Here is a 24,906-nt window from a genome sequence, read left to right on the forward strand (position 1 = left end):
CCATGACGACCCCCGACGTCACGAACAACCTGCACCGCGAACTCGCCCCGATCACCCCCGCCGCCTGGGCCGAGATCGAGGACGAGGCCCGCCGCACCTTCCGGCGCCACGTCGCGGGCCGCCGCGTCGTCGACGTCCCCGACCCGGCGGGACCCCGCCTCGCCGCCGTCGGCACCGGGCACCTCACCGCGATGGACCCGCCCGCCCCCGGCGTCACCGCGCGGCTGCGCGAGGCGAAGCCGCTCGTCGAGCTCAGGGTGCCGTTCACCGTCGACCGGGCCGCCGTGGACGACGTCGAGCGCGGCTCCAAGGACTCCGACTGGCAGCCCGTCAAGGACGCGGCCAGGACCATGGCCTTCGTCGAGGACCGGGCCATCTTCGACGGGTACGGGGCGGCCGGCGTCGACGGTCTGCGCGCCCGGAGCTCCAACCCGGTGGTCCGGCTGCCCCAGAAGCCGAGCGACTATCCGGACGCGGTCAGCCGGGCCCTGACCTCGCTGCGCCTCGCGGGCGTCGACGGACCGTACGCGCTGCTCCTCGGCGCCGACCAGTACCGGGCGGTCAGCGAGACCTCCGACCACGGCTACCCGATCGCGGCGCACCTCGGCCGGATGCTGGACGGTTCCCCGATCTGGGCGCCCGCACTGAGCGGCGGCTTCGTGCTGTCGACCCGCGGCGGTGACTTCGAGCTGCTCATCGGCCAGGACGTGGCGATCGGCTACACGGGGCACGACGACAACAGCATCCACCTGTACTTCCACGAGACGCTGACCTTCCTGACGTACACGGACGAGGCCGTGGTCGTCCTGGAGGCCTGAGCGGTGCGCCGCCTGATCAACGGCGCCGTGACCAGGCTCGCCGGTTCGGCGCTCGCCGGGGCCGCGACCGGCGCGGTCGTCGCCGGGCCGACCGACGCGCCGCTCGGTGTCCTCGCGGGCATCGCCACGGCGGAGACCCTCTTCGTGGTCACCGGATGGCTCGTCCTGTGGCCCATGGACGCCACTACGACCCACCGCAACGTCCGGCGCCAGGAGTTCCGGCCGGTCGTCGAGGAGCTCGCCGTCGTCGGGACCGCGGTCTGCGGTCTCGTCGGCATCGTCGTGATGCTGGTCATCGGCCAGTCGGACCTGAGCCACGCGGCGGCGGCCACCGCCCTCTGCGGGGTCTTCATGGCCTGGGCGGCCCTCCACCTGACGTACGCCACGCGGTACGCGTACCTCTACTACGCGCTGAAGCCAGGCGGCGGGATCGACTTCAACTCCCCGATCCCGCCGCGGTACAGCGACTTCCTCTACTTCAGCTACAACCTGGGCATGACGTACCAGGTCTCCGACACGAACGTCTCCAGCACCGGGGTCCGCGCGGTCGCCCTGCGCCACTGCCTGCTGTCGTACGTCTTCGGCGCCAGCATCCTGGCCACCACGATCAACCTGGTGACCAATGTGGTCACGGGCTGACCCGCCGCTCCGGCGGAGCCGGTCAGCGCCGCCACCACGGTTCGCGCACGGAGCGGCTCTCGTCGCTCGTGCAGCCCAGACCGTTGGAGATCTCCTCGGTGTCCAGGTTCCAGCCCACCACGCCGTCGCCCCGGCGGCCCAGCTCGATCAGGCGGTCGCTCGTGGTCTCGGTGCCGCTGGTGACCCGGCAGGTGACCACGGTCGTCCAGGACTGCCCGTTCAGGGCCGAGGCGAAGGCGAGCAGGGGTAGCACGACCACGGCCAGGCAGGCCGCGGCCCACTGCTCGACGGAGGCCGCCCGGCGCAGCCAGTCCGGAGGCCGGTAGTCGTCGCTCCCGGCCTTCCCGTCGCCGCCCGGGTGGCCGTGCCCGTGGCCGCGGTGCGGCCGGCGCCGTCCGGTGCGGTACTCCACCACCACGCCCTTGCGCAGCGCGTACGCCGCGAGGCCGGTGGCCAGCCCCCACCAGGGCCCGAAGAAGCAGGCGTCGATGACCCCCACCGCGATCGGGTTGACGACGGTGAGGGCCGCCCGCCGGGCCGCCCCGGCGAGGCCCCCGCCCAGCGGGATCGCGCCGCGCGCGGCGAACAGCGCGAACACCACCCGGGACACGACGACGCCGAGGACGGAGCCGAGGAGCGGATCGGTGATGACCATGCCGAGCACCACGTCGGGCCAGTTGGCCGGCTCCATGCCGACGAGGACGTCACCGACCGCGTCGCCGCCGCCGACCGTGTACGCCACCTTGGTGATCGGCAGGGCGAGCGCCAGGGCCATCAGGACGGTGTGCCCGGGACCGCCCTTGCGGTCGACCTCCTTGGCCTCGTTCGCGGGTTCGCGGTCGGTGGCGGTGTCCGGCACGGCGGTCAGCCGAGCGAGAGCACGACCGCCGTGGTCCGCCCCGCGGGCGTCGCGTACGTCACGGTGTCGCCGGCGCGGTGGCCGAGGAGCGACCGGCCGAGCGGGCTGTCAGCCGTCACGAGGGCGGAGTCCTGGGCGTCGGCGAGCTCGCCGATGTGGAAGGCCGACTCCGTGCCGTCCGCGAAGCGCACGGTCACGGAACTGCCGACGCCGATGGTGCCGGTGGAGGGGGCTCCGGCGGCGCCCCCTTCCCGGAGCCGTCCGTCGATCTCGGCGATGCGGGCGTCGAGCCGGCCGAGCTGGTCGGCCCGCTGCAACTCGTCCGCCTGGTCGGCCCGGTCGCCGACCTCGTCGTCGGGGGCGCCGAGGGCGGCGGCCACGCTCGCGCGTTCGGTGCGCAGATCGGCGAGCTCCCGCCGGAGCGCCTCGCCGGCCGCGGCGCTGAGGGGTTCGGGTCCACCGGTCATTGCTGCTCCCGTTCTGCGACGGCACGTCGGAGTGCCGGGTGAAAGTGACGAAAAGGGGCATTTCGAGACTAACAGCGGATCGCCGCACCGGGACGGTGACGCGGAAGGCGGGAGGGCGAGACACACCCCGCCGACACCGACGGCACCTCCCGCCCTCCCCGCGCCGCCGCCGGCGAGAAGACCGGCCGTCACCCCTTCGGACCCGTACGGCGCCGCCGGCACCCGGATGTTAGGTTGCGGTGCTCCGGGCCACCGGCTCAGCCGGTCGCCCCCCCGGCCGAGAGGGAGAAGCCGACGATGGCCGTCATCCACCACACGACGATGCAGCCCACCAAGCTGGAGTTGCTGACCGAGTGGCTGCCCACCCGCGCCTGGTACACCGCGACCGAAGGCGGGCCGCGACCGGCGAAGGCCGGCGGCTTCCGGCTCGACGACCCGGCGGGCGAGGTCGGCATCGAGTTCATGGCGGTGACCGACGGGCCCGAGGACGACGCCGTCGTCCACCTCATCCCCATGACCTACCGCGGAGCCCCGCTCCAGGGCGCCGAGCACGCCCTCATCGGCACCTCCGAACACGGCGTCCTCGGCACCCGCTGGATCTACGACGGCACCCACGACCCGGTCCTCGTCGCCCAGTTGTACGCCCTCCTCGCCGGCCGCGCCCAGGCGCAGCACCAGTCCGTGGACGACACCCCCGACCCCACCGTCGCCGCCACCCTCGCCGCGGACGCCGACGCCGCCGAACTGGTCCGGGCCACCGACGGACCCGACCGCACCGACATCCTCGTACGGCCCCTCGGAGCCCCCGCCGGCGCCGAACTCACCCTCCGCGTACGGCGCGTGCTGCGCCCCGGCCCGGACACCGCCCCGGCCGCCGGCCGTGTCACCGCCGAATGGCGACTCCCGGACGGAACCACCGCCCGCGGCGCCTACGCCGACGTCCTCGCCGCCGGCGCGGTCGGCTAGACCCAGTTGACCTCCGCCGCGGCGAGCAGCGGGTCGTCCACCAGCTCCCACAGGGGGACGGCGAAGTTGCCCGTGCGGTAGCGGCCGCCGAAGTGGAGGCCGAGGACGCGGTGGTCGGAGAGGTCGAAGACCGGGGAGCCGCTGTTGCCGCCGAGCGTGGAGCAGTCGTGCCGCATCACCAGGCCGCCCGGCGTGCACTCGGTCGCGACCCCGGGCTGGAGCCGCTTGACGTTGTAGACGTCCATGAAGATCCGGCGCATCGACTCGGGCTCGTTGCGCCGGCCGTCCCAGGCCGGGTACCCCACCACGTACACCGGACGCCCCGGCACGCTCGCCGGGGCGTCCGCCGCCACCGCGAGCGGCGTGGGCAGGGCGCCGTCCGCCGACGGCTCGACCCGCAGCAGGGCCATGTCGACATCGGGATGGACGCCGACCACCTCGACGATCTCGTACGGGGCCGTGGCCGCGTGCGGTTCGCCCTCGACGGGCAGCTCCTCCGCCGGATCGACGCGCGCCGACATCCCGTACTCGAACGACCAGCGTCCGCGGCCCTCCTCGAACCGGCTGAACTCCACCGCCACATGACGGTTCGTCATGACCGTGCGCGGACCGACGAGGAACGCCGTGCCGATCCAGTCGAGCCGGGGATGCCCGCTCACCTCGACCCGGCCGACCCGCAGGAGCGACTCGCGGATCGCCTGCCGGTGCCCGTCGAGCACCGACCACTCGTCCCGCTGCGGGGCGAAGTCCTGGCGCTGCACCAGGATCGCCGGGCGGCCCTCCAGGAGGACGATCGCCTCCACACCGAACGACTCGTCCCCGTCGAGCTCGTCCTCGCGGTGCGCCGCCAGCTTCTCCAGGCCGCTGACCCCCGCCTCCAGGACGCGGGCCCGCTCCTCGCGGGCGAAGCGGGAGATCTCGGCCGCCGGAGCCACGTCGGCGGGGAGCTCCAGCGAGGACTCGGCGATCTCCGCCTCCAGATCCGCGCGCACCCGCGCCGCGACCTCCCGCAGATCACCGAAGATCTCCTCGGCACCGGTCGCGACCGGTGACACGCTCCGCGGTCCCTTCGACATGCTCCCTCACCTCGGCTTCCCGTTCGTGTGCCCTCCGGGGGCCGGCCGCCCCGACTGGGCCGCCATGACCTCCTCGTACAACTCCGGCCGGAAATCCCGGAGATGAGCGAGGATGCCGCTCATCTGGGTGCCGACGTTCACGAACCGGGTCTTCCCGCCCTGGAACTCGACCTCGTCGACCTTCCGCGTCCCGCGGTGCAGCCCCACCACCGTCCAGTCGTCGAGGCAGACCGGCGAACCGGAGGAACCGCCGCGCGTGTCGGTGAAGTACAGGATGTCGTGCTCGTCGGCCCGGTAGACCAGGTTGTTGCGCAGCGCGACCCGCTTCGGCAGACCGCCCGGGTGCTGGATGATGTTGACCGGTACGCGCTGCCGCTCCCGGACCAGCAGCGGCCGGGTGGCGATCTTCAACGTCGGCCGCACGTCCTGGTCGGGCGCGAGCCGCACGATGGCGTAGTCGAGCGCCGCGTCCCAGGCGGCGAGCTCGCCCGCCGTCGCCTCCGGCGCCGCCGCCGCGTTCTCGACGAAGTCGAAGCGCGAACGCGACATGACCGCCTGGAGCCGCAGGTCCTCGTCGCTCACATAGGGCCGCACGCCCGACTCCCACGAACGGGCCATCACCACGTGGTGGTTGGTGATCAGCAGCCCCGGCGCGAGCATCCAGCCGGTGCCGCCGTGCGGATACGAGGGGAGGAGCGGCGCCCCCGACTCGTACGGCGGGATCCGCAGCAGCGCCACGGAGGCACCGGCCCGGATGCCGCCGTGCAGGAACTCGTACGGCACGGTGTCGTCCTGGAGGACGATCTCCTCCTTCATCTCCCCGGGCATCATCTCCGCGGGCAGCTCCGCCTCGCCCGTGATCTCGCGGGCCACGGCGTCGAGCGCACCCTGGAGGACGGCCCGGGGGCCCTGCTCGCGGACGTGCTCGATCGCGTTGTGCAGCCAGATCTCCAGCGGCACGAGACCGTCGAGCAGCCGCTCGACCTGGTTCATCGCGTTCAGGTCGGCGTGGGCCTGCTCCCGGGGGTCGTCGAGCGGTTCGAGCGTCGCCGTGAAGTACCCCGGGATGCCCTTGAGCAGCGCGGGGCGCAGCGCGCGGTCGGCGAGCCCCGCCTCCATGGCCGCGTTGCGGACCCTGACGAGCTCCTCCTGCGGCAGGAACGGCACCTTGCGCAGCGCCGCCCCCGCGGCGTTCGGCGGCGGCCTCGTCCACAGGCCGGTGCCGCCGTGCCGGGGGCGCGGGCCGGACAGGGGGCCCGGCGGCGCACCGGCCGGCGCGCCGCCCTCCGGAGCCGGACCGTGCGGGCCCGAGTCCATCGCGGAGGCGACCCCGAGGAGCAGGTCCCCGCTGCCGTCCCGGAGGGTCAGCACCTGCCGTGCCACACCGTCCAGGGTGCCGCGCCGCCGCGCCTCCCGCAGATCCCGCTCGATCCGCGCGAGATCCGGGCGGTCCGTGCCGGGGACCGGATCGGCCTCGCCGGCCGCCGAATCCAGGATGCGGGCCAGCGGCACCCGCAGCGCCGGCTCGTCGGTCAGGGTGGTGTCGATCCAGCGGGCGAGCTCGGTGATGACCGCCTCCTCGTCCGCCGGGAGCCCCACCAGCCGCAGCGTGTGCTCCAGGAGCCGGGGGTCGGCCCGGCAGGCCGTGGCCGCCGCCGTACGGGCCAGCGACGGCTGCCGGGCCAGGTCCGCGTCCGGCATGCCCCGCAACGTCCTGGCGAGCCGCTCCTCGGCCGGCGCGGCGTCGACGTCGGCGAGCGCGGCGAGCCGGGACCGGGCGACGAGGACGCCCAGCGACTCGTACCGCAGCCCGAGGCCCGCCGCGAGCTCCTCCGCCTCCTGGAGGTCGCGGTCCGCCTCCGCGAACTCGCCCGCGTCCTGCGCGAGCCGCGCCGACAGCTGGAGCAGTTCGAGCTGGGTCTCCGCGCAGCCCGCCTCCTCCGCCCGGTCCACGGCCCGCTCGGCGCCCGCGCGGGCCTCCGCCGACCGGCCGGACCGGGCGAGGGTCTCCGCGAGCAGCGCGTGCAGCCTGCTGCACGGCGTCCACGGCCGCCGCTCCGCCAGCCGCTGCGCCGCCGCCTCCACGTACCCCTGGGTGAGCAGGTCCTCGACCTCGCGCGCGGCGATCCGCTCCCAGTCCTCCTGGTCGGCCTCGGTCATGATCTGGTCGGGCACGTGGCCGCCGATCCGCCCGAGGAGGAACGCGGCCGAGCGGTGCGCCATCTCCCGGTGCGTCGACCCGCCCAGGTAGGGGGCGACGCCGGGCTCCCAACGGGCCTCGACCGTACGGGGGTTCTCGCCGAGCCGGAGCCGGTGGTAGATCTCCTCGGCGCGGGCCCTGACTCCCTCGCGGGCCGCGTAGTACGCGACGGCCCTGCGGTCCACGGCCCGCATCAGATCGGTCCGCGCGCGGTCCGAGAGCCGCAGCATGATGGCCCGCAGGTCGGCCCGGTGCCGGATGGCCTCCGGTCCGGCCGACTCCATCAGGTCGACCCGGGACGTCAGCAGCCCGTAGAGCCGCCGCGCCTCCGCCGCGGTGTCCACCCGGAGCCCCGCCGGCCCGGCCAGCACCTCCCGCACCAGGTCGGGCGTGATGAACCGGAGCGCCAGGCCCGCCTGCACGAGGGCCCGGACGTCGTCCTCCGCGATGTGCTTGAGGAGACGGTCGTACAGCGTGCCCTGGATGAGCATCTGGTCGACCAGCCGGTCGAAGTACCGCCGCCGGGACGGCAGTCCGCGCAGCAGCTCGCCCAGCGAGGGGGAGTCGGTGCCGAGGGCGACCGCCGTACGGGCCGCGAGGCGCAGACTCAGCGGATGGCCGCCGATCCGGTCCGCGAGGTCCTCGGCGAGCGGCTCGTCGTCCACCCCTGAGGACATCAGCAGGTCCACCGACGCCCGGTGGTCCAACTCGGTCAGCTCCATCGAACGGGGGGTGAGGACCCGGGCCGGGTGGTCGATCGGCGCGCGCCCCGAGACGATGAACCGCAGGCGCGAGTAGGCGGCGCGGAGCGCCGTCCAGATCGCCCACATCCTCGCGATCACGGGGGAGCCCCGGTACTGGGCCTCCTCGAAGGAGTCGACGACGACGAGGAGCGGCGGCGCCGAGCCGCCCGGCCCGGGCCGGACCGCCCGGGCGACCAGCGACGCGACCCGGTGGGCGAGCTCCTGCTCGCGGGCGCTGGCCCGGGCGTGGAAGTCGGACGAGTAGTCGCGGCCCATCGTGGCGCGGGTGCCGGCCAGCTGGTACAGCTCGTCGAGCTCGTTGCGCTCGCCGCGCTGGACCGCGGCCGTCCGCTCGCACTCGTCCGCGAGCGCGTCGAACTCGGCGCGCAGCGCCGGATGGTGGACGCCGAGCTGCCGGGCCATCTCCGCGATCACGGTGGCGGGTTCGTGGATCGACAGCGTCGGACGGGCGAAGTCGATGTAGGCGAAGGGGAACCCGGTGGGCGAGGCGGCCAGCGCGTCGACGAGGAACTTCGCGAGCAGCGTGCTCTTGCCGATGCCGCCCACGCCGTACAGCAGGACGGGCGGCTCCGCCGGCTCCTCCGGAAGGGCCAGATAGGCGTGCAGGGAGTCCAGTTCGGCGGTGCGGCCGTGGAACGTCCCCTGGATCAGCCGGTGCATCGGCTGGAGCAGCCGCGCCTTCTCCAGCCGGTGCTGCACGTCGTCGACCGCGGGCAGGCCGGTCACGCCCGGGACCCGGCTCAGCCACAGGACCGCCTGAAGCGTGTCGGAGAGCTCCTCCACGGGGTCCTGGAGCGGAGGCGGGGGCGGCCCGTCGAGGCCCCGTCCCGCCGCGGCGAGCGGCGGGCCGCCACCCGCCAGGAGGGCGAGAGCCACCCGCTCCGGCCCCGGACCCGGGGGACGCAGACCGATGTTGGCCCGGAGGGCGCGCAGTGCGACGTCCGGGCCGGGGAGGCCCGCGAGCGTCGCGTCGCGGACCTCGGGCTTGAGCGTCCACACCGTGGCCGGCGCCCCACCCGGCGACGGCAGGCCGGTGCAGTCGTCGACGAGTTCGAGAACCGCCCGCCCGGTGGCCCGCTCCTCGCCCGGCAGCCGCAGCTGCGCCGGGTCGAACTCCTGGAGCAGGCAGGCCGCCTCACGGTACGACCTGCGCAGGTCGGGCAGGGCGGCGACGGGCGCGGCGAGACCGGTGCGCAGCGCGTCACGGAGCAGCGGTCCGGCCTCCCCGGGCTCCGGCGCCGGGGTCCGGGGCAGTGCCCGGCGGAGCCGTACGACGTCCTCCACGGCCGTGCACACCCTGCGCATGTAACTGTCGCCGTTCGCTGGCGCCTCGACGGCCCGGAGCACCTCGGCGACGGCCGTCTCCGTCAGCTCGCCGGCGGTCCCCTCCTGCCCCGGGGCGAGCGTATCGGCGAAGAACGCGCGGAAGAAGGACCGGAGATCGCCCTCTTCCACCAGGCGGGTGGTGTCCCGGCACTCGTTCTTGCGTATCTCGTACGGGAGTTGGCGCATCGTCGTCGCGTAGCCCAGCAGCACGAGGCGGGGCACGGTCTCGGCCCGCACCGGGGTGTGCTCGTAGACGGCCCGGGCCAGGACGCCGATGCAGTCCCACACGTCCGACTGCGGGTCGAGCTTGTCGCAGTCGTCGAGCACCAGCCAGAACCGGTCCTCGGCGGCCGTCGCCCGTGCGACGATCCGGTGGGCGGCGTCCTCGAAGCACGGCAGTGGATCGTTCAACCGTGTGGGGTTCAACAGGACCTCGTCGGCCCCCGGCCCCGACACGAAGGCCGACAGCCGCTCCATCAGGCGGGCCGCCGTGGACGTGCGGGACAGCGTCACCCGCACCGGACGGAACCCGCAGTGCTGCCCGAGGTGCCGGATCAGCTCGTAGGTGTACGACCGCCCGCTGTCCGGCGGCCCGTCGACGACGAGCACCGTCTGCTCCGGATCCGCCAGGAAGCCCCGCAGCTTCTCCCGCAGTTCGCTCCGGTCGAGGAACACCTCGGTGCCGTGCTTCAGGAGCAGACTGTCGAACGGATCCCGCGGCGACCGCCGCAACCGCTCGTCCTCCCGCAACCGCGTGAGCAGGTTGCGGGCCTCCGCGCCCTGCTCGAACGCGTGCGGATCGTCGATCGCCCCCAGCGCGTCGAGACCCGCCAGCACCGCGAGCAGCCTCCGCTGGTGCGCGATGTCCCGCCGCGCCGCCCCGACCACCAGCAGCGCGTTCCGGTCCGCGTCCGGCGTCAGCGCCAGATCCTCCACGAAGTCCGCCGGCAACCCCGCGCGCAGCAGTCCCTGCCGAGGCTCAGCGGTGTCGAGGAGATGATCCCGCACCCAACTGGCCACGAGCCCCCACTCCGTCTCGGTGAGCGGCATACCGCACCTACCCGGCGCTCTTCGCGCAGCGCCGGTCGCTCCGACGCCGGAGGTGATCCCTTCCAATCGTTCCACCGCCCCGAACCCCCCGCAATCGCGGCCTACGGGGGGTGCGGTACCGGGGTGCGGTCAGGCGTGCAGCACGATGTCGTCGTACGACTCCAGGCGCCGCCACCGCTCCTCGGGGCCGCGCGCCGGCGGCAGCACGTCCACGTCCGGCAGCGGCCCGAACTCCAGCTCGGTGATCTCCGCGACGTCCGAGACCGGCACCTGGTACGTGCGGAAGGGGCCGAGCGGCGGCGGCGCGCCTGCCGTCGCGCCCGCCAGGGCCCGCTCGGCGTCCCGGCTCAGGTCGGGGCTCTGGTCCAGGACGTACGCGGCGGCGGCCAGAGCCCCGTCCTGGACGAACGCGGCCACCTTCCAGAACCGCAGCGGCACCTGGATGCCCCGGTACGGAGGGTCGGCGTCCTGGAGTACCGGCCCGGTGAGGACCGTCAGCTTCCGGTCGTACTCGGCGGCGTGGTCGAGGAGGTAGTTCTCCAGCCCCTGCCAGAGCTGTTTCCCCTGGTTGAAGACGTCGGCCTGCGGAGCCGCGTTGGTGAAGTGGAAGGTGTCGGTGTTGGCCCGATGCGCGACGCCCGGCGCACCCCAGACCGGGTCGAGCCGGCGGACCAGATGGCCGCGGTCGAGGCTGTTGTTCCGGTAGACGTCGTCGCCCGCCTGCTGCTCCTCGGGCAGCCGGGGATCGAACAGCCAGACGTCGTCACGGGGCACGTCCTCCAGGAGCTCCCGCCCCTCGATGCACACGGCCGTCGAGGCCGCGAGCCGCCGGTCGGGCCGGAACACCACGGTGAAGTGCGTGTACGGCAGGACCACGGTCTCCACCGTGTCCCGCGCCGGGAGCGGCAGCGGGACCACGGGGCCGAGGAAGTTCTCGTCGTAGCCGGTGCGGTCGGCGAGGGCGGACCGGACGGCGCCGTCGCCCGGGACGGCCGGGTCGGTCGGAGGGGGCGGGGGAGGAGAAGGGTTCATAGGATGGAAGTACCGCGTGGAGGGGGTCGTGCGCGGTACAGGAGGACAGGCCACCCGATCAGACGCTTCCGGCATCTCCTCCGCTTTCCACCTGGAGGCACCTCATGGCCACCGGACTCTCCGTGCATGTCGGACTCAACCGGGTCGACCCGGCCCGTTACGAGGGCTGGGAAGGCACGTTGGTCGCATGTGAGAACGACGCGCACGACATGGCGCGGCTCGCGCGGGCCGCGGGATTCGAGACGACGACGCTGCTCACCCCCGACGGGACGGTCGCGAACGTGACGGCGGTGCTCGGCGAGGCCGCCGGGCGGCTCGGTCCCGGCGACATCCTGTTCCTCAGCTACTCGGGGCACGGCGGGCAGGTGCCCGACACCTCCGACAAGGACGACGAGCCGGACGCGCTGGACGAGACCCTCGTCCTGTACGACCGGCAGTTCCTCGACGACGAGGTCCGGCGGGCCTTCCGGGCCTTCGACGACGACGTGCGGATCGTCGCCCTCTTCGACTGCTGCCACAGCGGCAGCAGCATCGAGGCGCCCGGCGGTACGGGGGACGACACCCGGGGCCGGTACATGCCCGAGCCGCAGCAGAGACAGCTCTACGACCGCGACCGGGACTTCCTCGCGGAGCTCCGCCGCTCGCTCGCCGCGTCCGCGTCCGCCGACGGGCAGGGCCCCGACGCCGTGCTCGTCTCGGCCTGCCAGGACGACCAGGTCGCCGCCGACGGGGACGTCAACGGAGCCTTCACCGAAGCCGTCCTGAACACCTGGGCCGACGGCACCTTCCGGGGCGACTACCGCACGTTCCACCAGGCGGTCCAGGACGCACTGCCCCGGACCCAGCGCCCGAACCTCTACACGACGGGCTCGCCCGACGAGGCGTTCCTCGGCCAGCGGCCGTTCACGATCTGACGGCCGCCCCGCGCGCGGTGGGCTCCGGCCGGGTCCTCACGGCCGGAGCGCCGTCGCCAGCTGCGCGCGGGAGCGGACGTCGAGCTTCTGGTAGATCCGGGTCAGCCGCGCCTCGACCGTCTTCACGCTCAGGTACAGCTTCGCCGCCGCCTCCTGGTTGCTGGCGCCCTGGCACACGAGCCGCGCGAGCCGCAGCTCACCCTCCGTCAGCGAGGACAGCGCCGGCAGCGCCTCCTCCGCCCCGGAACCCGACCCGGGCCCGTCGCCCGCCCCGACCGCCGGCGGCTCGCCCGCGAGCGCCAGCCACGGAGCCGCCCCGGCCCGCTCGAACACCGCCGCCGCGGCGTGCAGGGCACTCTGCGCCGCCGACCGCCGCCGCCGGCGCCGCTCCACCCGGGCCAGCGCGATCAGCGCACGCCCCCGCTCCAGCGGCAGCCGCGCCCGGCCGAAGCTGTCGGCCGTACGGGTGAGCAGATCCGCCGCCTCGTCCGTCCGCCCCTCGGCCGCGAGCCACAGGGCGTACGCCCGGTCGCAGCCGAGCAGGACCGTGGACCGCCCGAGCCGCTCCGCCACCGGCCGCACCTCCGCGAGGAGCGCCAGCGCCTCGTCGGCCGCGTCCTGGGCGAGCAGCGCCTCGGCCAGCTCCTCGTGCCAGCGCAGCATCGACGGGTCCACGGTCGACTGGGCGCGCTCGTCGGCCTGCACCCGCCGCAGCGTCTCCAAGGCGGCGGCCACGTCCCCGTTGATCAGCTGGACCCGGCCGAGCGCGTACCGGCTGCGGGAGAGGAAGACCCGGTCGCCCTCCTCCTCGGAGGCCTGCACGCTGCGGCGCGCGTAGCTCGCGGCCCGCGCGAAACTGCCGCCCGCCGTCTCCGCGAGCGCCAGCGCGTACCAGGCGGGACCGGGGGAGAGACCCGCCTCCAGGGTGAGGGCGAGCGACTGCCCGGCATGCGCGAGGGCCGCGCCGCACGGGCCGATCCGGGACTCGATCTCGGCGAGCGTGCTGAGCAGCTCGATGGCGTCCTCGACGGAGCCGCGCCGCTGCACCAGTGGGAGCAGCGCGCCGAGTTCGTCGCGGGCCTCCACGAGCCGCCCGTCGAACAGGGCGTGGCGGATCGTCAGGATCTGTGCGGCGTTGCGGATCCCGAGCGGGCGTTCGGCCAGCTCCAGGGCACGGGCCTGGGCGAGCACGGCCTCCGCGTCCGGCGAGCCGAGGGCCCGCTCCATCCGCGCCTGGACGGTCAGCGCCTGCGCCGCCGTGCGCGGGTCCCCCATCGAGGCGGCCAGCGCGGCCGATTCGACCGCCGCCGCCCGGGAGCGCTCAGGATCGCCGTCCGCCAGGACGTACTTGACGGCGAGCCGCAGCTGCACGGCGGCCCGCAGCGCGGTGTTCCCCTCGGAGTCCTCCATGGCGTGGACGTACATCTCGTCGAGCCCGGTCAGCCCCTGGCCCGCCGTGTCGAGCACCGCGAGCCGCGCCCGCACCCGGTCGGAGGGCGACGCGTCCCGGGCGAGCAGATCGGTGGCGGCCCGCATGGCGAGGTCGGCACGGGCCGCGCGCGCGGCCTCCTCGGCGGCGTCGACGAGCCGTGCGATGCGCTGCCCGCCGTGCCGGCCCGGCGTCGACTCGGCGGCGAGCAGGGCGAGTTCGGCGGCGAGCGCGCTGTTCCCGCGCCGCCGGGCCAGATCGGCGGCGGCCGCGACCTCGGCGGCGAGCTCCTCGTCCGGGGAGTCGGTGGCCAGCGCCCGGTGGCGTACGGCCTCCACGGGGTCGTCCACGACCTCGGCGAGGGCCGCGTGTCCGGCGCTCCGCTCCGCCCAGCACGCGTCGTGCACCAGCGTGGAGGGCAGCAGTCCGGCGGTGAAGGTCACCGACCCGTCCTCGGCCAGCGACACGAGGCCGGCCCGCTCGGCCGCCGCGAGATCCGCCTCCGCGTTGGGCCGCCCGGCCCGGCGGACCAGGGTCGCCGAGGGGCGCAGCGCCAGCGCGGCGAGCAGCAGCGTCTCGCGCACGGCGGCGGGCGCGGCGCCCAGGAGTTGGCGGGCGAGGTCGCGGGCCCGGCCGGAGAGCGTCAGCGCCTCCGCGTGGTGCAGCGGGGTCCTGGCGTCGGCGAGGGACCGCCCCACGGCGAGCGCGAGGCGCGGATTGCCGCCGCTCGCCCGGTGGATGCGGCCGGCCATCCGGGACGGCAGCCGGTGGTGGATGAGGAGTTCGGCGATCTCGTCGGCGGCCAGCGGCGGGACGAGCAGCACGTCCGCCTCGGACGGCACCCACAGGTGCGTGGCGTGGGGGTCCTCCGGGCGGTGCTGCTCGCGGTAGGGCTCGTGGACCTCGCCGTACGGTTCCGGGGTCTCCACGGCCACCACCCGCAGGGCGGGCGGCGCCAGGTGGAGGGCGAACCGCAGCAGGTCCGCGCTGTCCGCGTCGACGTGCTGCACTCCGTCGACGACGAGCAGGACGGGGCCGCTGCCGGTCAGGGCGCGCAGGATGCGGGCGATGCCGAGGCGCAGGGCGATCGGGTCCCAGCCGCCGGCGTCGATCGGCGCCTCGCGGCAGAGCATGGCGACGGCGGTGCGCTGGGGGCCGGGCAGTTCGTCGAAGACGCCGGAGGCGAGGACCCCGGGTGCCGGTGCCATGGGTCCGGGCACCGGGGAGGTGACCGTCGCCGCGGCGGAGGCGACGAGCGCGGCCGCGGCCGCGCCGGGTATGTCCCGGTCGGACGGCAGCGGCGCCAGCCACACCACGGTCTCGCCGCGCGCCTCGGCGCGGGCCGCTTCGGCCAGGGCGAGTTCGGTCTTGCCGACGCCGGCGGGTCCGGTGAGCAGGGCGCGGCCCCGTGCGTGCAGGGCGCGTTCGATGCGGGCGAGGAGTTCCTCGCGGCCCACCGGGGCAGCGCGGTGCGGTGCTGTCGTCACTGTCCACCACCTCCGGCCCTCGGGTCCCGGCCCATGAGCCCCGTGGGCAGAGGATACGGAGCCCACCGGAGGAGTCCAGGCCCTGTGTCCGGCATACGGACAGGGGGCCTGGTGGGCAGCTGCCTCCCCCACGCCAGAACGCGCTCGTGGTATAGACCACGAGCGCGTCGCTGACCAGCAAGGATGCTGATGTGGGGGGTGGTTCAGTGGGATGTCACCGGTGGATCAGAAGGTGAGGCTCCACGAGTCGATGTAGCCGGTGTCACCCGAGGCCACATCCCGGACCTGCAGCTTCCAGGTGCCGTTGGCGACCTCGCTCGACGCGTCGACCGTGTACGTGGTCAGGACGTTGTCGGCGCTGTCGGAGGAGGAGGACGCCTTCAGGTTGCGCACCGTGCCGTCGGGGGCGATCAGGTCGATGACCAGGTCCCCGCGCCAGGTGTGCTTGATGTCCACGCCGACCTTGAGGGTGGCGGGCGCGTTGCCGGTGCGGCCGGTGACGGCGATCGAGGACGACACGGTGGTGTTGTCGACGATCGTCACGTCGGTCGCGTTGGTGAACACGTTGCCGCTCGGCGGGGTGGTGCCGAGGACCGCGTCCACGGACTTCGCGGAGTCGGCGATGCCGGTGCCGCAGCCGCCGGTGCAGGTGCCGGGCAGCGGGCGGGCGTTGGTCTTGATCGCGGACTCGATCTCGGCCGGCGTGAGGGTGCTCTTGGCCGACTTGAGGAGCGCGGCCAGGCCGGCGATGTGCGGCGCCGCCATCGAGGTGCCCTGGTAGGGCTTGTAGTTCTCGGTCGACTGGGTCGTCAGACCCGAGTTCAGCGTGGAGTAGATGCCGTTCTCGGGGGTGGTGACGGTACCGGGCGTGTCGGTCGAGCGGCGGGTCTCGCCGCCGGGCGCGGCCACGTCCACGATGGTGCCGTAGTTGGAGTAGTACGACCGGTTGCCCTCGCGGCTGGTCGACGCCACGGTGATGACGTTCGAGCAGTTCGCGGGAGTGAAGCCGGAGGCGTTCGCGTTGCTGTTGCCCGCGGCGACGACGACGGTGGTACCGCGCGAGACGGCGCCGTTGATCGCGGTCTGGTAGACGCTCGGGCAGGTGGCGCTGGCGCCACCCAGGCTCAGGTTGATGACCTTCGCCGGGTTCGCGTTGGCCGGGACGCCCGGCACGGTGCCGCCGGAGGCCCAGGTGATGGCGTCGGCGATGTCGGAGGACGAGCCGCCGCACTTGCCGAGCACCCGCACGGGCTGGATCTTCGCGTTGTACGCGATGCCCGCGATGCCCTTGGTGTTGTTCGTGACGGCGCCGATGGTGCCGGCCACGTGGGTGCCGTGCCAGGAGGAGTTGGAGGCGGTGGAGCCGGTGCCGCACTCGCCGGCGGTGGCGTTCCAGTCGCCCTCGTCCTTCGGGTCCGCGTCGCGGCCGTTGCCGTCGCGGGCGTCGGCGGAGGTCGAGATGAAGTCGTAGCCGGCGACGATGTTGCCCGCCACGTCCGAGTGGGTGGCGTAGCCGGTGTCGATCACGGCGACGGTGACGCCGGTGCCGGTCGTCTTGTCCCAGGCCGCAGGAACGTTCATGCCACCGGTGGGCTCGAAGAGGTCCCACTGCTTGGCGTAGTCGGTGTCGTTCGGCGTGACGGCCATCGCGTAAGCGCGGATGTCGGGCTCGACCGACGCGACGGACGGGTCGGCGCGGAACGCGTCCATGACCTCGGTCACGTCCTGCTTGGTCGCGCTGTCGCCCAGGTCGACGAGTGCGCCACCGCCGGCGAGGCGGCGCTCGAAGGAGAGCTTCTCGCCCGTCTTCGCGGCCTTCTCGGCCGTGTCGCTCTTCGCGGCGGTGTTGGAGCCGGCCTCGGCGGCCTGGCTCTTGTAGGTCACGATGACCTTCTCGACGGGGGCGCTGGGGAGCGCCCGCATCGTCTGCGAAGCCGGAGCCGGCTTCGGGGTGGCAGCGCCCGGGGCGGCGGCGATCGCCCCGGTCGTGGCAGCGGCGCCGAGGATCGCGGCGCTCGCGACCACGGATATGACTCTCCGCCTGGAACCGTTCAAGGTGTGGCCCTTTCGAGTACGACGTAACTGCGGAGCAGTGGCGGCGGCGCGGGTCCACGGGGCGAAGTGGGGTCGCGTCCGAGGTTCCCTGGGCTTGGGGGGCCCGTGCGCCGCCACCGGCGCGACGGCCCGGGTCAAGGCCGTCACCGGCGGACATCACCCTCCGCATGCACCTGTCAGGGTGCGCTGGGGGGATGATATCTGCCGGTGCGGAGGACAGTAGGGAACGGGGGGGTGAACCCGATACGGGGAAAACCCTTGTCACCCCTCACGGGGCCGAGGGGGTGCGGCGAGGGGAGATGCGCGGCCGAGGATCCGGGGCCCGGCGGGCGAAGGTGCGGGGCCCTTGCGGCGCACAGGATGCGGGGCCTTTCCGGCGGCCCCGCCGACGACTTGCGCACTCTGCCCGCCCGAGCGGCGGCGCTCCCTGGCGGTCGCCGTCGGTCGCGGTCGCCCGCGGTCGGTCCCGGGGACACGTGACCGGTTGAGGCAGATTATGCCTGTTCGTGGCGAGTTGTCATGATGTGCTGCAAGTCATGCCGAATCAGGGGCAGATGGGCGCGCACCGTCGGTGACGCGCCCCCGGCCCGGCGGTGTCAGCCCAGTTCGAGGCTGGTCACTCCGAAGACGCGCTCCGGCGCCACCGGGCGGACCGGCCCCGTGTACATCCGGGCCGTCTCGAAGGTCGGCTCCAGGCCGCGTTCCAGGGCGATGCGGGCGGCCTCCGGATTCGCCTCCGGCATGTCCACCGCGATCCGATCGGAGCCGAAGTCCCGCGCGGCGGCGGCGAGCCCGTCGAGCAGGGCCGCCGCATCCGCCGGGCTGTCCGCGAACAGCGGCCCCACCCTCGCCTCGTCCTGCGCCGGGCGGACCACCCCGAACCCGGTCGGGCGGCCGTCGACGACCCTCACCAGGGCGCGGTGGCCCGGCGTGGTCAGCCAGGCGGACAGGAAGCGCGGGCGGTCGGCGTGGTGACACCCGGCGTCGTACGCCGCGAGCGCCGCCGGGTCGACCTGCTCGGCGGCCACCACGCCACCCACCGGGCCGTCGGCCGCGGGCACCTCGCCCACGTACCGCGCCGTCCGGTACGCCGTCGCGAACCCCGAACGGCGGTAGTTGTCCTGCTGCGCCGGCACCCCGTCCAGCCCGACCGACCGCCCCCCGGCATGCGCGAGCGCGGTCCGCCACGTGGTCAGACCGTGCCCGAGGCCCCGGAATTCGGGGCGCACCAGATAGAAGCCGAGGAACGCGTACGCCTCGTCGTAGTTCACCACCGAAATGGCCGACACCGGCTCCCCGTCCACCCGCCCCATGAAGAACCCTCCCGGATCCTGCGCGAAGAACGCCGGCGCGTCCGACAGGCCGGGATTCCACCCCTCCTCGGCCGCCCAGGAACGCACCAGCTCCCAGTCCCGCGGCGTGGCCCTAGCGACGGAGAGCGAACCGGGGGAAGCGGAGGTCATGGCATTCCTTCAACGGCCGGGAACGGGTTCGGCCCTGCCCAATCAGGGCAAAGCGCGCCGAGCATAGCGCCGCGCCGGATGACCTCCACCGCGCGCCGATCGATTTCGGCCGGGGTCGTGGGCGGGGTCGGCCGACGTGGGCTCGGCCGGGCGCGCGGTGGGCGGTCCCGGGGGCGGGCGGTCTCGGGGGCGGGCGCTCCCGGGGCGGGCGGGTCAGCCGATCAGGCGCAGGCGGGGGGAGGCGACAGCGAGGTGGACGGTCTGGCCCCAGGTCAGGTCGAGGGCGTCGGATTCGACGCCGTCGCCGAAGGCGACGAGGCGGTCGGACTCGACGGTGAGGCGGAGGCCCTGACCGGGGGCGAGGAGGCCTTCGACGCGGGTGGTGCCGGTGGTGGGTGAGGGCCAGGCCTCGCGGACGAACCAGGCGAGCCGGGGGTCCGAGGGCGCGGGCAGCGCGAGCGCGCTGGAGCGCTGCTCCCACAGGGACCGCAGCCAGCCGGTGGCCCCGGTGCCGGTGCCGACGAGTACGCCCGAGGAGGCCTGGGACTCCGGTGGGGCGTCCGTGCCGTCAAGCCCGAGCGTGTAGCGGGCGGTCTGGTGGCCGGGCGGGCCGACGTAGATCTCGTTGAGGGCGAGGAGCCGCTGCGCGTCGTCGGTGACGGCCTCGACCATCGTCAGCTCGTCGACGGCCGCGCCGGCCCCCACCGCGTACGGCAGCAGCCGGCGCGCCTGCGCCGCGCGGTGCCGCACCAGGACGCCCGGATTGCGCCCCGGATCGGCGTCGATCCCGACGACGGGCTGGCCGGTCAGGTACTTCGCCGCGTTGGCGACGAGACCGTCCTGGCCGACCACGACGACCACGTCCTCGGGACCGAAAAGGAAGCGGTCCAGATCGGCGCGTTCCACCCGGGTCTGCCGCCACGTCAGCGGGACCGCGCCCGCCACCTCGGCGAGCGCCTGGCGGGTGCGCTGGTGCCGTTCCCGTACGGCCTCGACCGAGCGGCCGCGCGCGGAGAGGAAGAACGCGGCCTGCCCGTGGGTGCCGTGCCGGGCGAGCAGCTCCTCGTACTCCGTGGTCCGGTGCACGAGGACGGCGCGCGGCGCGAGGCTCACGGCCGGGCCCCGGCTCCGGTCCCGGTCCCGGTTCCGCCCTCGCCCAGCTTGGCGAGCAGGCCGGTCAGCACGTCGGGGGAGAGGGTCAGGTGCTCGATCCGGGGAAGGTTCTCGGCGGCCCGGTGCACGGCCAGGGCGTGCAGGACGGCGGGTGTCACCTCGCCGTGCGCCCGCAGCCACGCGGACTGCGCTCCGGCGCGCGCCTCGCCGACCTCCCGGGCCGCCTCCGCCTCGGCGCGGGCCAGCCTGACCTTCCGCACGGCCTCGGCCTCGGCCCGTACGGCGTCGGCGGCGGCGTTCTCCTCGGCCTCGCGGCGGGCGTTGGTGCCGCGCTGCTCGACGAGCCGCTCCTCCTGCCGGGCGAGCTCGATCTTGCTGGCGAGCTCGTTCTCGGCGATGGCGCGTTCGCGCTCGACGGCAACAGCGCGGCGCTCGTACGTGGCCCGGTCGGCCTCCTGCTGGATCTGCTCGCGGGCCGGGGTGCGCAGCGCGCGCTCGACCTCGGGCTCGGGTCGGATCGCCACCACCCGGACCGCCACGACCTCGATCCCGGTGGCCGGCAGGCGCGGCTCGGCCGCGAGTCCGGCCGTGATGCGGTCCCGCACCGCCGCCACGCCGTCGACCAGCGCCGCCGCCAGCGCGGTACGCGCCAGGACGTCGAGCGCGTGCTGCTGCGCGGTCTCGGTGAGCAGGGTGGCGATCTGCTCCAGCGGCGTGCCCCGCCAGGCGCCCGTGTCGGGGTCGATCGAGAAGTCGAGCCGGGCGGCCGCCGTCTCCGGGTCGCCGATCCGGTACGTCACCGTCGACTGCACGCTGACGTCCTGGAAGTCCGCCGTACGGGCGTGGAACGCCATCGCGAGCTCCCGGTCGTTCACCGGCACCTCGGAGAGCGCCGCGGTGAGCGGCCGGAACCAGAAGCTCAGCCCCTCGCCGTCGTGGACGAGCCTGCCCTTGCGCTGGTGGCGGATGTGCGCGGTGGGCGCGGAGCGCAGATGGCGCCAGCCGGCCCGCCGGGTGATGTCAGCCATGGATCCCCCTTGTCGTCATCATGACGATAGGGCGCTCCGCCAGTTGTCGTCAAGGTGACGAAAGGGAGGATCGCTTGCCGCTTGCCGCTTGCCGCTTGCCGCTTGCCGCTTGCCGCTTGTCTCCGGGTCAGGGGCGGACTGCCGTCCGCGCCGGGGTCTGCTGCGCGCCCCCGGTCACGGGCACGCCATGTGTGACGGCACGGGCGGCACCGGCGCGGGGATCACGACGGGCTCGGGGCCGGGAGCGGGCGCTCCCGCCGACCCGGCCACCGCAACGGTCGCGGGCGTCGCGGGCAGTCCCGCGGCCCCCATCACGGCCAAAGCCGCGAGCGCTCCGGCAGGTTCTGCCGACACCGCGGCCTTGAGCGCCCCGGGAGGTTCTACCGACACCACGGCCGCGAGCGCTCTGGCAGGCTCGGTGACCGCCATCGGCGGGGCCGCCGCATCGACCGTCCCGGCGTCCGCGCCCGGCTCCGTCGTTCCGCCCTTCGTCAGGAGCACCACGCCGCGCGCGGCGACGAGGGAGGCGGTGGCCGCGATGAGCCAGCCCCAGGCGCCGGCGCGGAAGGTCTCGCCGAGGAGGGCGACTCCGATGACGGCGGCGGCGGCGGGGTTGGAGAGGTTGACGACGGCCAGGGGGGCCGCGAGGCCGCCCCGGTAGGCGGCCTGGGAGAGGAGGAGGCCGCCCGTGGCGAAGGCCGAGATGAGGACCGCGAGCAGGGCGGTCTGCCACCAGACCGGCTCGTCGCCGGGGAGTTCGAGCGCGAGCGCGGCCGTGAGGGTCTGGGTGAGCGCGGAGGCGACGCCCGAGGCGATCCCGGAGGCCGTGGCGTGGCCGAGGCCGCGCCCGGTCCGGCCGCCGGTGGTCGACGCGCCGCGCCCGGCGAGCCGGCCCGAGGCGAGGGTGGCAATCAGGAGCGCGGTCGCCGCCGCGACGGCCAGGGACTCGCGCAGGCTGAGCGCCTCGCCGGGCGCCGTCGGGCCGGTCACGGCGACCAGGCCGACGAGTCCGCCGAGGGTCCAGAGCGCCCCGCGCCACTCGGTCCTGGTGACCCGCCGGTGCGCGAGGTGCGCGCCGAGCGGCAGCGCCGCGACGAGGGTGAGCGCGCCGAGCGGCTGGACCAGGGTGAGCGGCCCGTAGTGCAGGGCGGCGACGTGTGCGAGGGCGCCGGCGGCGTTGAGGCCGACGGCCGACCACCACTGGCCGCGGGCGAGCAGGGCGCGCAGTGCGCCCCGTCCGTCGTCGGCGGCGGGGGAGGCGGCGGCGAGCCGGGACTGGGCGACGGCGGCGAGCGCGTACCCGGCGGCGGAGACGAGGGAGAGGAGCACCGCGAAGACGGTGCCGGCGGCGGGGCTCATCGGAGGGCTCCGGCCGGGAGGGCGGTCGCGCCGAGCGTGCGGCCCACCGGCGGCGGGGGTGCGGTGCGGCGCCGGCCGGGGGCGCGGACGGCGAGGAGCGCGAGGCCGAGGAGTACGGCGGCGGCGAGCGCGTCGAACCAGTAGTGGTTGGCGGTGCCGACGATGACGAGCAGGGTGAGCAGCGGGTGCAGCAGCCACAGGACCCGCCAGCGGGACCGGGTGGCGGCGATCAGTCCGATGGCGACCATCAGGGCCCAGCCGAAGTGCAGCGACGGCATGGCGGCGAACTGGTTCGCCATCGAGTCGGTCTCGGGCGTCGCGCCGTAGACGGAGGGGCCGTAGATCCGGGCGGTGTCGACGAGTCCGGTGGCGGCGAGCATCCGGGGCGGGGCGAGCGGCATCAGCAGGTGGAGGGCGAGCGCCGCGCCGGTGACGAGCGCGAGGACGCGGCGCGACCACAGGTAGTGGGCGGGGCGGCGCCAGTACAGCCAGGCGAGGAAGGCGATGGTGGCCGGGAAGTGCACGGCCGCGTAGTACGTGTTGGCGGCCTTGATCAGCGGTTCGCCGTGCAGCAGCAGCTGCTGGATCGTTTCCTCACCCGGCAGGTGGATCGCGCGCTCGGCGTCCCAGACGCGGTCGGCGTTCCGGAAGGCGCGGGCCTCGTGGCCGTTGGCGAAGAGCCGGCCGAACTTGTAGACGAGGAAGAGCGCGGTGACGAGCAGGAGCTCGCGCAGCAGCGGAGGCCTGACCGGGTCGGGGGTGGGTGTCATCCCCTGTCCTGCAGGACGTGGTCCTCGTATCCCGCTCAACCCGGCAGCCATCGTGCGGCCCTCTAATCCGTCAAATCGGCAACAAACGCAGTGAGCCTAGATCCGATTTCATCGAGACGCAAGCGTCTCGATACGTTTGCGTCTCGATTGTGCACCCCCTACTCTCGTATGTGCAGAGACAGAGGTGTCCAGGAGGGATCGATGTCCACTCAGGCCGCGAGCGCCGCCGCCCGTCGCAGCAAGATCACGCCGGAGCGCGAGACCGAGTTGTACGACGCCGTCCTCTGCCTCCTCCGTGAGGGCGGCTACGACTCGGTGACCATGGAGGGCGTCGCCGCCCGCACCAAGTGCGGCAAGGCCACCCTCTACCGGCAGTGGGGCACGAAAGCGCAGCTCGTCACCGCCGCGCTCGCCCGGCGGCGCTGCACCGTCTTCGCGGGCATCGACACCGGCGGCCTCGCCGAGGACCTCCGCGAGGCCGCCCGCATCGCCGCCTCCCACCGCGAACGCGACGCCGAGCTCATGGAGGCCGTCACCCAGGCCTTCGTCCAGCACCCCGACCTGCGGGCCGCACTCCGCGAGACCGTCATCGCCCCCGAGGTCGCCGCCATAGACGCCGTCGTGGCCCGCGCCGTCGAACGCGGCGAGGTCGCCGCCGACAACCCCGCCATCGCCTTCGTCGCGCCCTGCTTCATGGGCATGCTCCGCGTCGAGCGGGTCTTCGAGGACCGCTTCCCCGACGAATCCACCATGCGGACCTTCGTCGACGCCGTACTCCTTCCGGCACTGCGCGTCGCCGGCTGAGCCCGCGCGCCGTCCGGCACCCTGGCGGCATGGCCGCAAGCACCCCCACCGTCCGCGTCCGCCGCATCTACGACACGCCGTCACCCGACGACGGCGTACGTGTCCTCGTCGACCGCCTCTGGCCGCGGGGGCTCCGCAAGACCGACGCCCACATCGACGAATGGCCCAAGGCGCTCACCCCCTCCACCGAGCTCCGCCACTGGTACCACGGTTCCGACGGCGCGTACGAGGAGTTCTGCCGCCGCTACGAGGCCGAACTCGCCGCCCCCGACGCCGCCGCCGCCCTCGACCGCCTCAGGGAACTCGCCACCCGTGAGACCGTCACCCTCCTCACGGCCGCCAAGGACCCGACCCTCAGCCACACCTCCGTACTCCGGCGAGCACTCGAACACCCCGGCTCGTAGCCCCTGTCGGGCCCGCCGCACCCGGCTCGGCACGCCCCCCGGACCCCGCGCCCTGCCCGGCTCGGCACCGTCTCCCGCACGCCCCTGCCCGGCTCGGCACCGCCCCCGGACCCCCGCCCGGATCTGCCTCTCGGATGTCTCCGAGGTCCTTGAGGCACCCTGCCCGGTCGTACGCGTACTCAGGCGACATCCCGCCGCAGGCGGGGCGCCTCGGCGACGGGGTCGACGCCAGGGGACGCGCCGCCCGCGACGGAGTCCGTCTCGACCGCACCCGCCGAGCCCGCCCCTCCGGTAGCGGCCGGGGCGCCCGTCCCGCGGCCCCCCTCCGTACGGTCGGCCAATTCCCTTGCCCACGTGACGATTCCGTCGGCGTCGATCCCGTAGGCGGCGGCCTCCTGGGCCGCGTCCACGAGGCGGGCGGCGCCACGGCGCAGCAGCCGGGCGCCGCCCGCCGTGTTCCCGCGGGCGGCGTGCGTGAGGCCCACGGAGAGCTGTGCGAGGCCCTGCCAGAGATCGCGTTCCGCCTCCGGTCCCGACTTCCAGGCGTCCTCGAAGACCTCGTGGGCGTGGAACGGCATCCCGGCGTCCAGCAGCCGCTGCGCCTCGACCAGGGTGTCGGCGGGTGCCCGCACGACGCCCTCGGGCTGTCGCGGAACGCCCTCCGTGCCGTACGGCAGGGGGCGTCCCAGCCCGTCGCGGGGGCGCGCGCTCCGGGCCCTTCCCTCCGCGTCGCGATCCCTGTCGTCGTCACTCGCTGTCCGGTTCATCCGCCCATTGTCGTCCCCGCGACGATCAGGGACGCTAGGCTCGTCGGTCCAGTACCGGGCCTGATCCGCGGCGGTCGCGCGGACCGCGTCAGGCCGCAAGTTCGTGTGGGGAGTGA

The 24,906-nt window shown here is 74.5% G+C and carries 19 protein-coding genes; 6 read left to right on the forward strand and 13 right to left on the reverse strand.

What is annotated here, in order from left to right:
- Positions 1-2: 2 nt before the first annotated feature.
- Positions 3-818 (forward strand): family 1 encapsulin nanocompartment shell protein, encoded by an 816-nt coding sequence (locus tag MRBLMG1_RS01830; RefSeq protein WP_367819976.1) that lies wholly within the window; start codon positions 3-5, stop codon positions 816-818.
- A 3-nt stretch (positions 819-821) separates the two neighbouring features.
- Positions 822-1,457 carry a DUF1345 domain-containing protein gene (locus MRBLMG1_RS01835; RefSeq protein WP_367819978.1) on the forward strand — a complete coding sequence of 212 codons (636 nt, stop codon included), beginning with the start codon at positions 822-824 and terminating at the stop codon, positions 1,455-1,457.
- A 22-nt stretch (positions 1,458-1,479) separates the two neighbouring features.
- Here the strand turns inward: MRBLMG1_RS01835 and MRBLMG1_RS01840 are convergent, their stop codons facing one another.
- A complete protein-coding gene (locus MRBLMG1_RS01840; protein ID WP_414721481.1) occupies positions 1,480-2,325 on the reverse strand; it encodes a hypothetical protein in 846 nt (281 codons plus the stop codon).
- A complete protein-coding gene (locus MRBLMG1_RS01845) occupies positions 2,322-2,783 on the reverse strand; it encodes a GreA/GreB family elongation factor (RefSeq protein ID WP_367819981.1) in 462 nt (153 codons plus the stop codon). The genes MRBLMG1_RS01840 and MRBLMG1_RS01845 overlap by 4 nt, the downstream gene beginning before the upstream one ends.
- 297 nt (positions 2,784-3,080) lie before the next feature.
- Between MRBLMG1_RS01845 and MRBLMG1_RS01850 the strand changes: the two genes are divergently transcribed.
- A complete protein-coding gene (locus tag MRBLMG1_RS01850; protein WP_367819983.1) occupies positions 3,081-3,749 on the forward strand; it encodes a maltokinase N-terminal cap-like domain-containing protein in 669 nt (222 codons plus the stop codon).
- Here MRBLMG1_RS01850 and MRBLMG1_RS01855 read toward each other — a convergent pair.
- The 3 genes from MRBLMG1_RS01855 to MRBLMG1_RS01865 form a co-directional block, all read right to left on the reverse strand.
- Positions 3,746-4,825 (reverse strand): trypsin-like serine peptidase, encoded by a 1,080-nt coding sequence (locus tag MRBLMG1_RS01855; protein ID WP_367819984.1) that lies wholly within the window; start codon positions 4,823-4,825, stop codon positions 3,746-3,748. The two genes, MRBLMG1_RS01850 and MRBLMG1_RS01855, sit on opposite strands and share 4 nt — an antisense overlap.
- Before the next feature lie 6 nt (positions 4,826-4,831).
- Positions 4,832-10,165 carry a trypsin-like peptidase domain-containing protein gene (locus tag MRBLMG1_RS01860; protein ID WP_367819985.1) on the reverse strand — a complete coding sequence of 1,778 codons (5,334 nt, stop codon included), beginning with the start codon at positions 10,163-10,165 and terminating at the stop codon, positions 4,832-4,834.
- A gap of 129 nt (positions 10,166-10,294) precedes the next feature.
- A complete protein-coding gene (locus tag MRBLMG1_RS01865) occupies positions 10,295-11,197 on the reverse strand; it encodes a DNA/RNA non-specific endonuclease (RefSeq protein ID WP_367819987.1) in 903 nt (300 codons plus the stop codon).
- A 104-nt stretch (positions 11,198-11,301) separates the two neighbouring features.
- On the opposite strand from MRBLMG1_RS01865, the gene MRBLMG1_RS01870 reads away from it, so the two are divergent.
- A complete protein-coding gene (locus MRBLMG1_RS01870) occupies positions 11,302-12,111 on the forward strand; it encodes a caspase family protein (RefSeq protein ID WP_367819989.1) in 810 nt (269 codons plus the stop codon).
- A gap of 36 nt (positions 12,112-12,147) precedes the next feature.
- Here MRBLMG1_RS01870 and MRBLMG1_RS01875 read toward each other — a convergent pair whose 3' ends face one another.
- The 7 genes from MRBLMG1_RS01875 to MRBLMG1_RS01905 all read right to left on the reverse strand — a co-directional run bounded on the left by MRBLMG1_RS01875 (position 12,148) and on the right by MRBLMG1_RS01905 (position 22,815).
- On the reverse strand, positions 12,148-15,027 hold the full coding sequence (locus tag MRBLMG1_RS01875; RefSeq protein WP_367819990.1) for an AAA family ATPase: 2,880 nt from the start codon (positions 15,025-15,027) through the stop codon (positions 12,148-12,150).
- A gap of 225 nt (positions 15,028-15,252) precedes the next feature.
- Positions 15,253-17,052, reverse strand: a complete 1,800-nt coding sequence (locus MRBLMG1_RS01880) for a S8 family serine peptidase (RefSeq protein ID WP_414721470.1) — start codon at positions 17,050-17,052, stop codon at positions 15,253-15,255.
- Positions 17,053-17,678: 626 nt separating this feature from the next.
- Complete coding sequence (locus tag MRBLMG1_RS01885; RefSeq protein ID WP_367819992.1) at positions 17,679-18,545, reverse strand: GNAT family N-acetyltransferase; 867 nt, start codon at positions 18,543-18,545, stop codon at positions 17,679-17,681.
- Positions 18,546-18,758: 213 nt separating this feature from the next.
- Complete coding sequence (locus MRBLMG1_RS01890) at positions 18,759-19,658, reverse strand: hypothetical protein (RefSeq protein ID WP_367819993.1); 900 nt, start codon at positions 19,656-19,658, stop codon at positions 18,759-18,761.
- On the reverse strand, positions 19,655-20,686 hold the full coding sequence (locus tag MRBLMG1_RS01895; protein WP_367819995.1) for an SPFH domain-containing protein: 1,032 nt from the start codon (positions 20,684-20,686) through the stop codon (positions 19,655-19,657). The genes MRBLMG1_RS01890 and MRBLMG1_RS01895 overlap by 4 nt, the downstream gene beginning before the upstream one ends.
- A gap of 174 nt (positions 20,687-20,860) precedes the next feature.
- Entirely contained in the window at positions 20,861-22,045 is a 1,185-nt protein-coding gene (locus MRBLMG1_RS01900; RefSeq protein WP_367819997.1) for a DMT family transporter, read from the reverse strand.
- Entirely contained in the window at positions 22,042-22,815 is a 774-nt protein-coding gene (locus MRBLMG1_RS01905; RefSeq protein WP_367819998.1) for a phosphatase PAP2 family protein, read from the reverse strand. The genes MRBLMG1_RS01900 and MRBLMG1_RS01905 overlap by 4 nt, the downstream gene beginning before the upstream one ends.
- Positions 22,816-23,016: 201 nt before the next feature.
- Between MRBLMG1_RS01905 and MRBLMG1_RS01910 the strand changes: the two genes are divergently transcribed.
- Both MRBLMG1_RS01910 and MRBLMG1_RS01915 read left to right on the forward strand, forming a co-directional pair.
- Entirely contained in the window at positions 23,017-23,619 is a 603-nt protein-coding gene (locus tag MRBLMG1_RS01910) for a TetR/AcrR family transcriptional regulator (protein ID WP_367820000.1), read from the forward strand.
- 29 nt (positions 23,620-23,648) lie between these two features.
- On the forward strand, positions 23,649-24,023 hold the full coding sequence (locus MRBLMG1_RS01915) for a DUF488 domain-containing protein (protein ID WP_367820002.1): 375 nt from the start codon (positions 23,649-23,651) through the stop codon (positions 24,021-24,023).
- Between the two features lie 179 nt (positions 24,024-24,202).
- On the opposite strand, the gene MRBLMG1_RS01920 is transcribed toward MRBLMG1_RS01915, so the two are convergent.
- Positions 24,203-24,790: a DUF309 domain-containing protein gene (locus MRBLMG1_RS01920; RefSeq protein ID WP_367820003.1), complete on the reverse strand. Its 588-nt coding sequence runs from the start codon at positions 24,788-24,790 to the stop codon at positions 24,203-24,205.
- Positions 24,791-24,906 lie beyond the last annotated feature (116 nt).

Origin of the sequence: Streptomyces sp. LMG1-1-1.1 (assembly GCF_040815545.1) — a bacterium.
GTDB lineage: Bacteria > Actinomycetota > Actinomycetes > Streptomycetales > Streptomycetaceae > Streptomyces.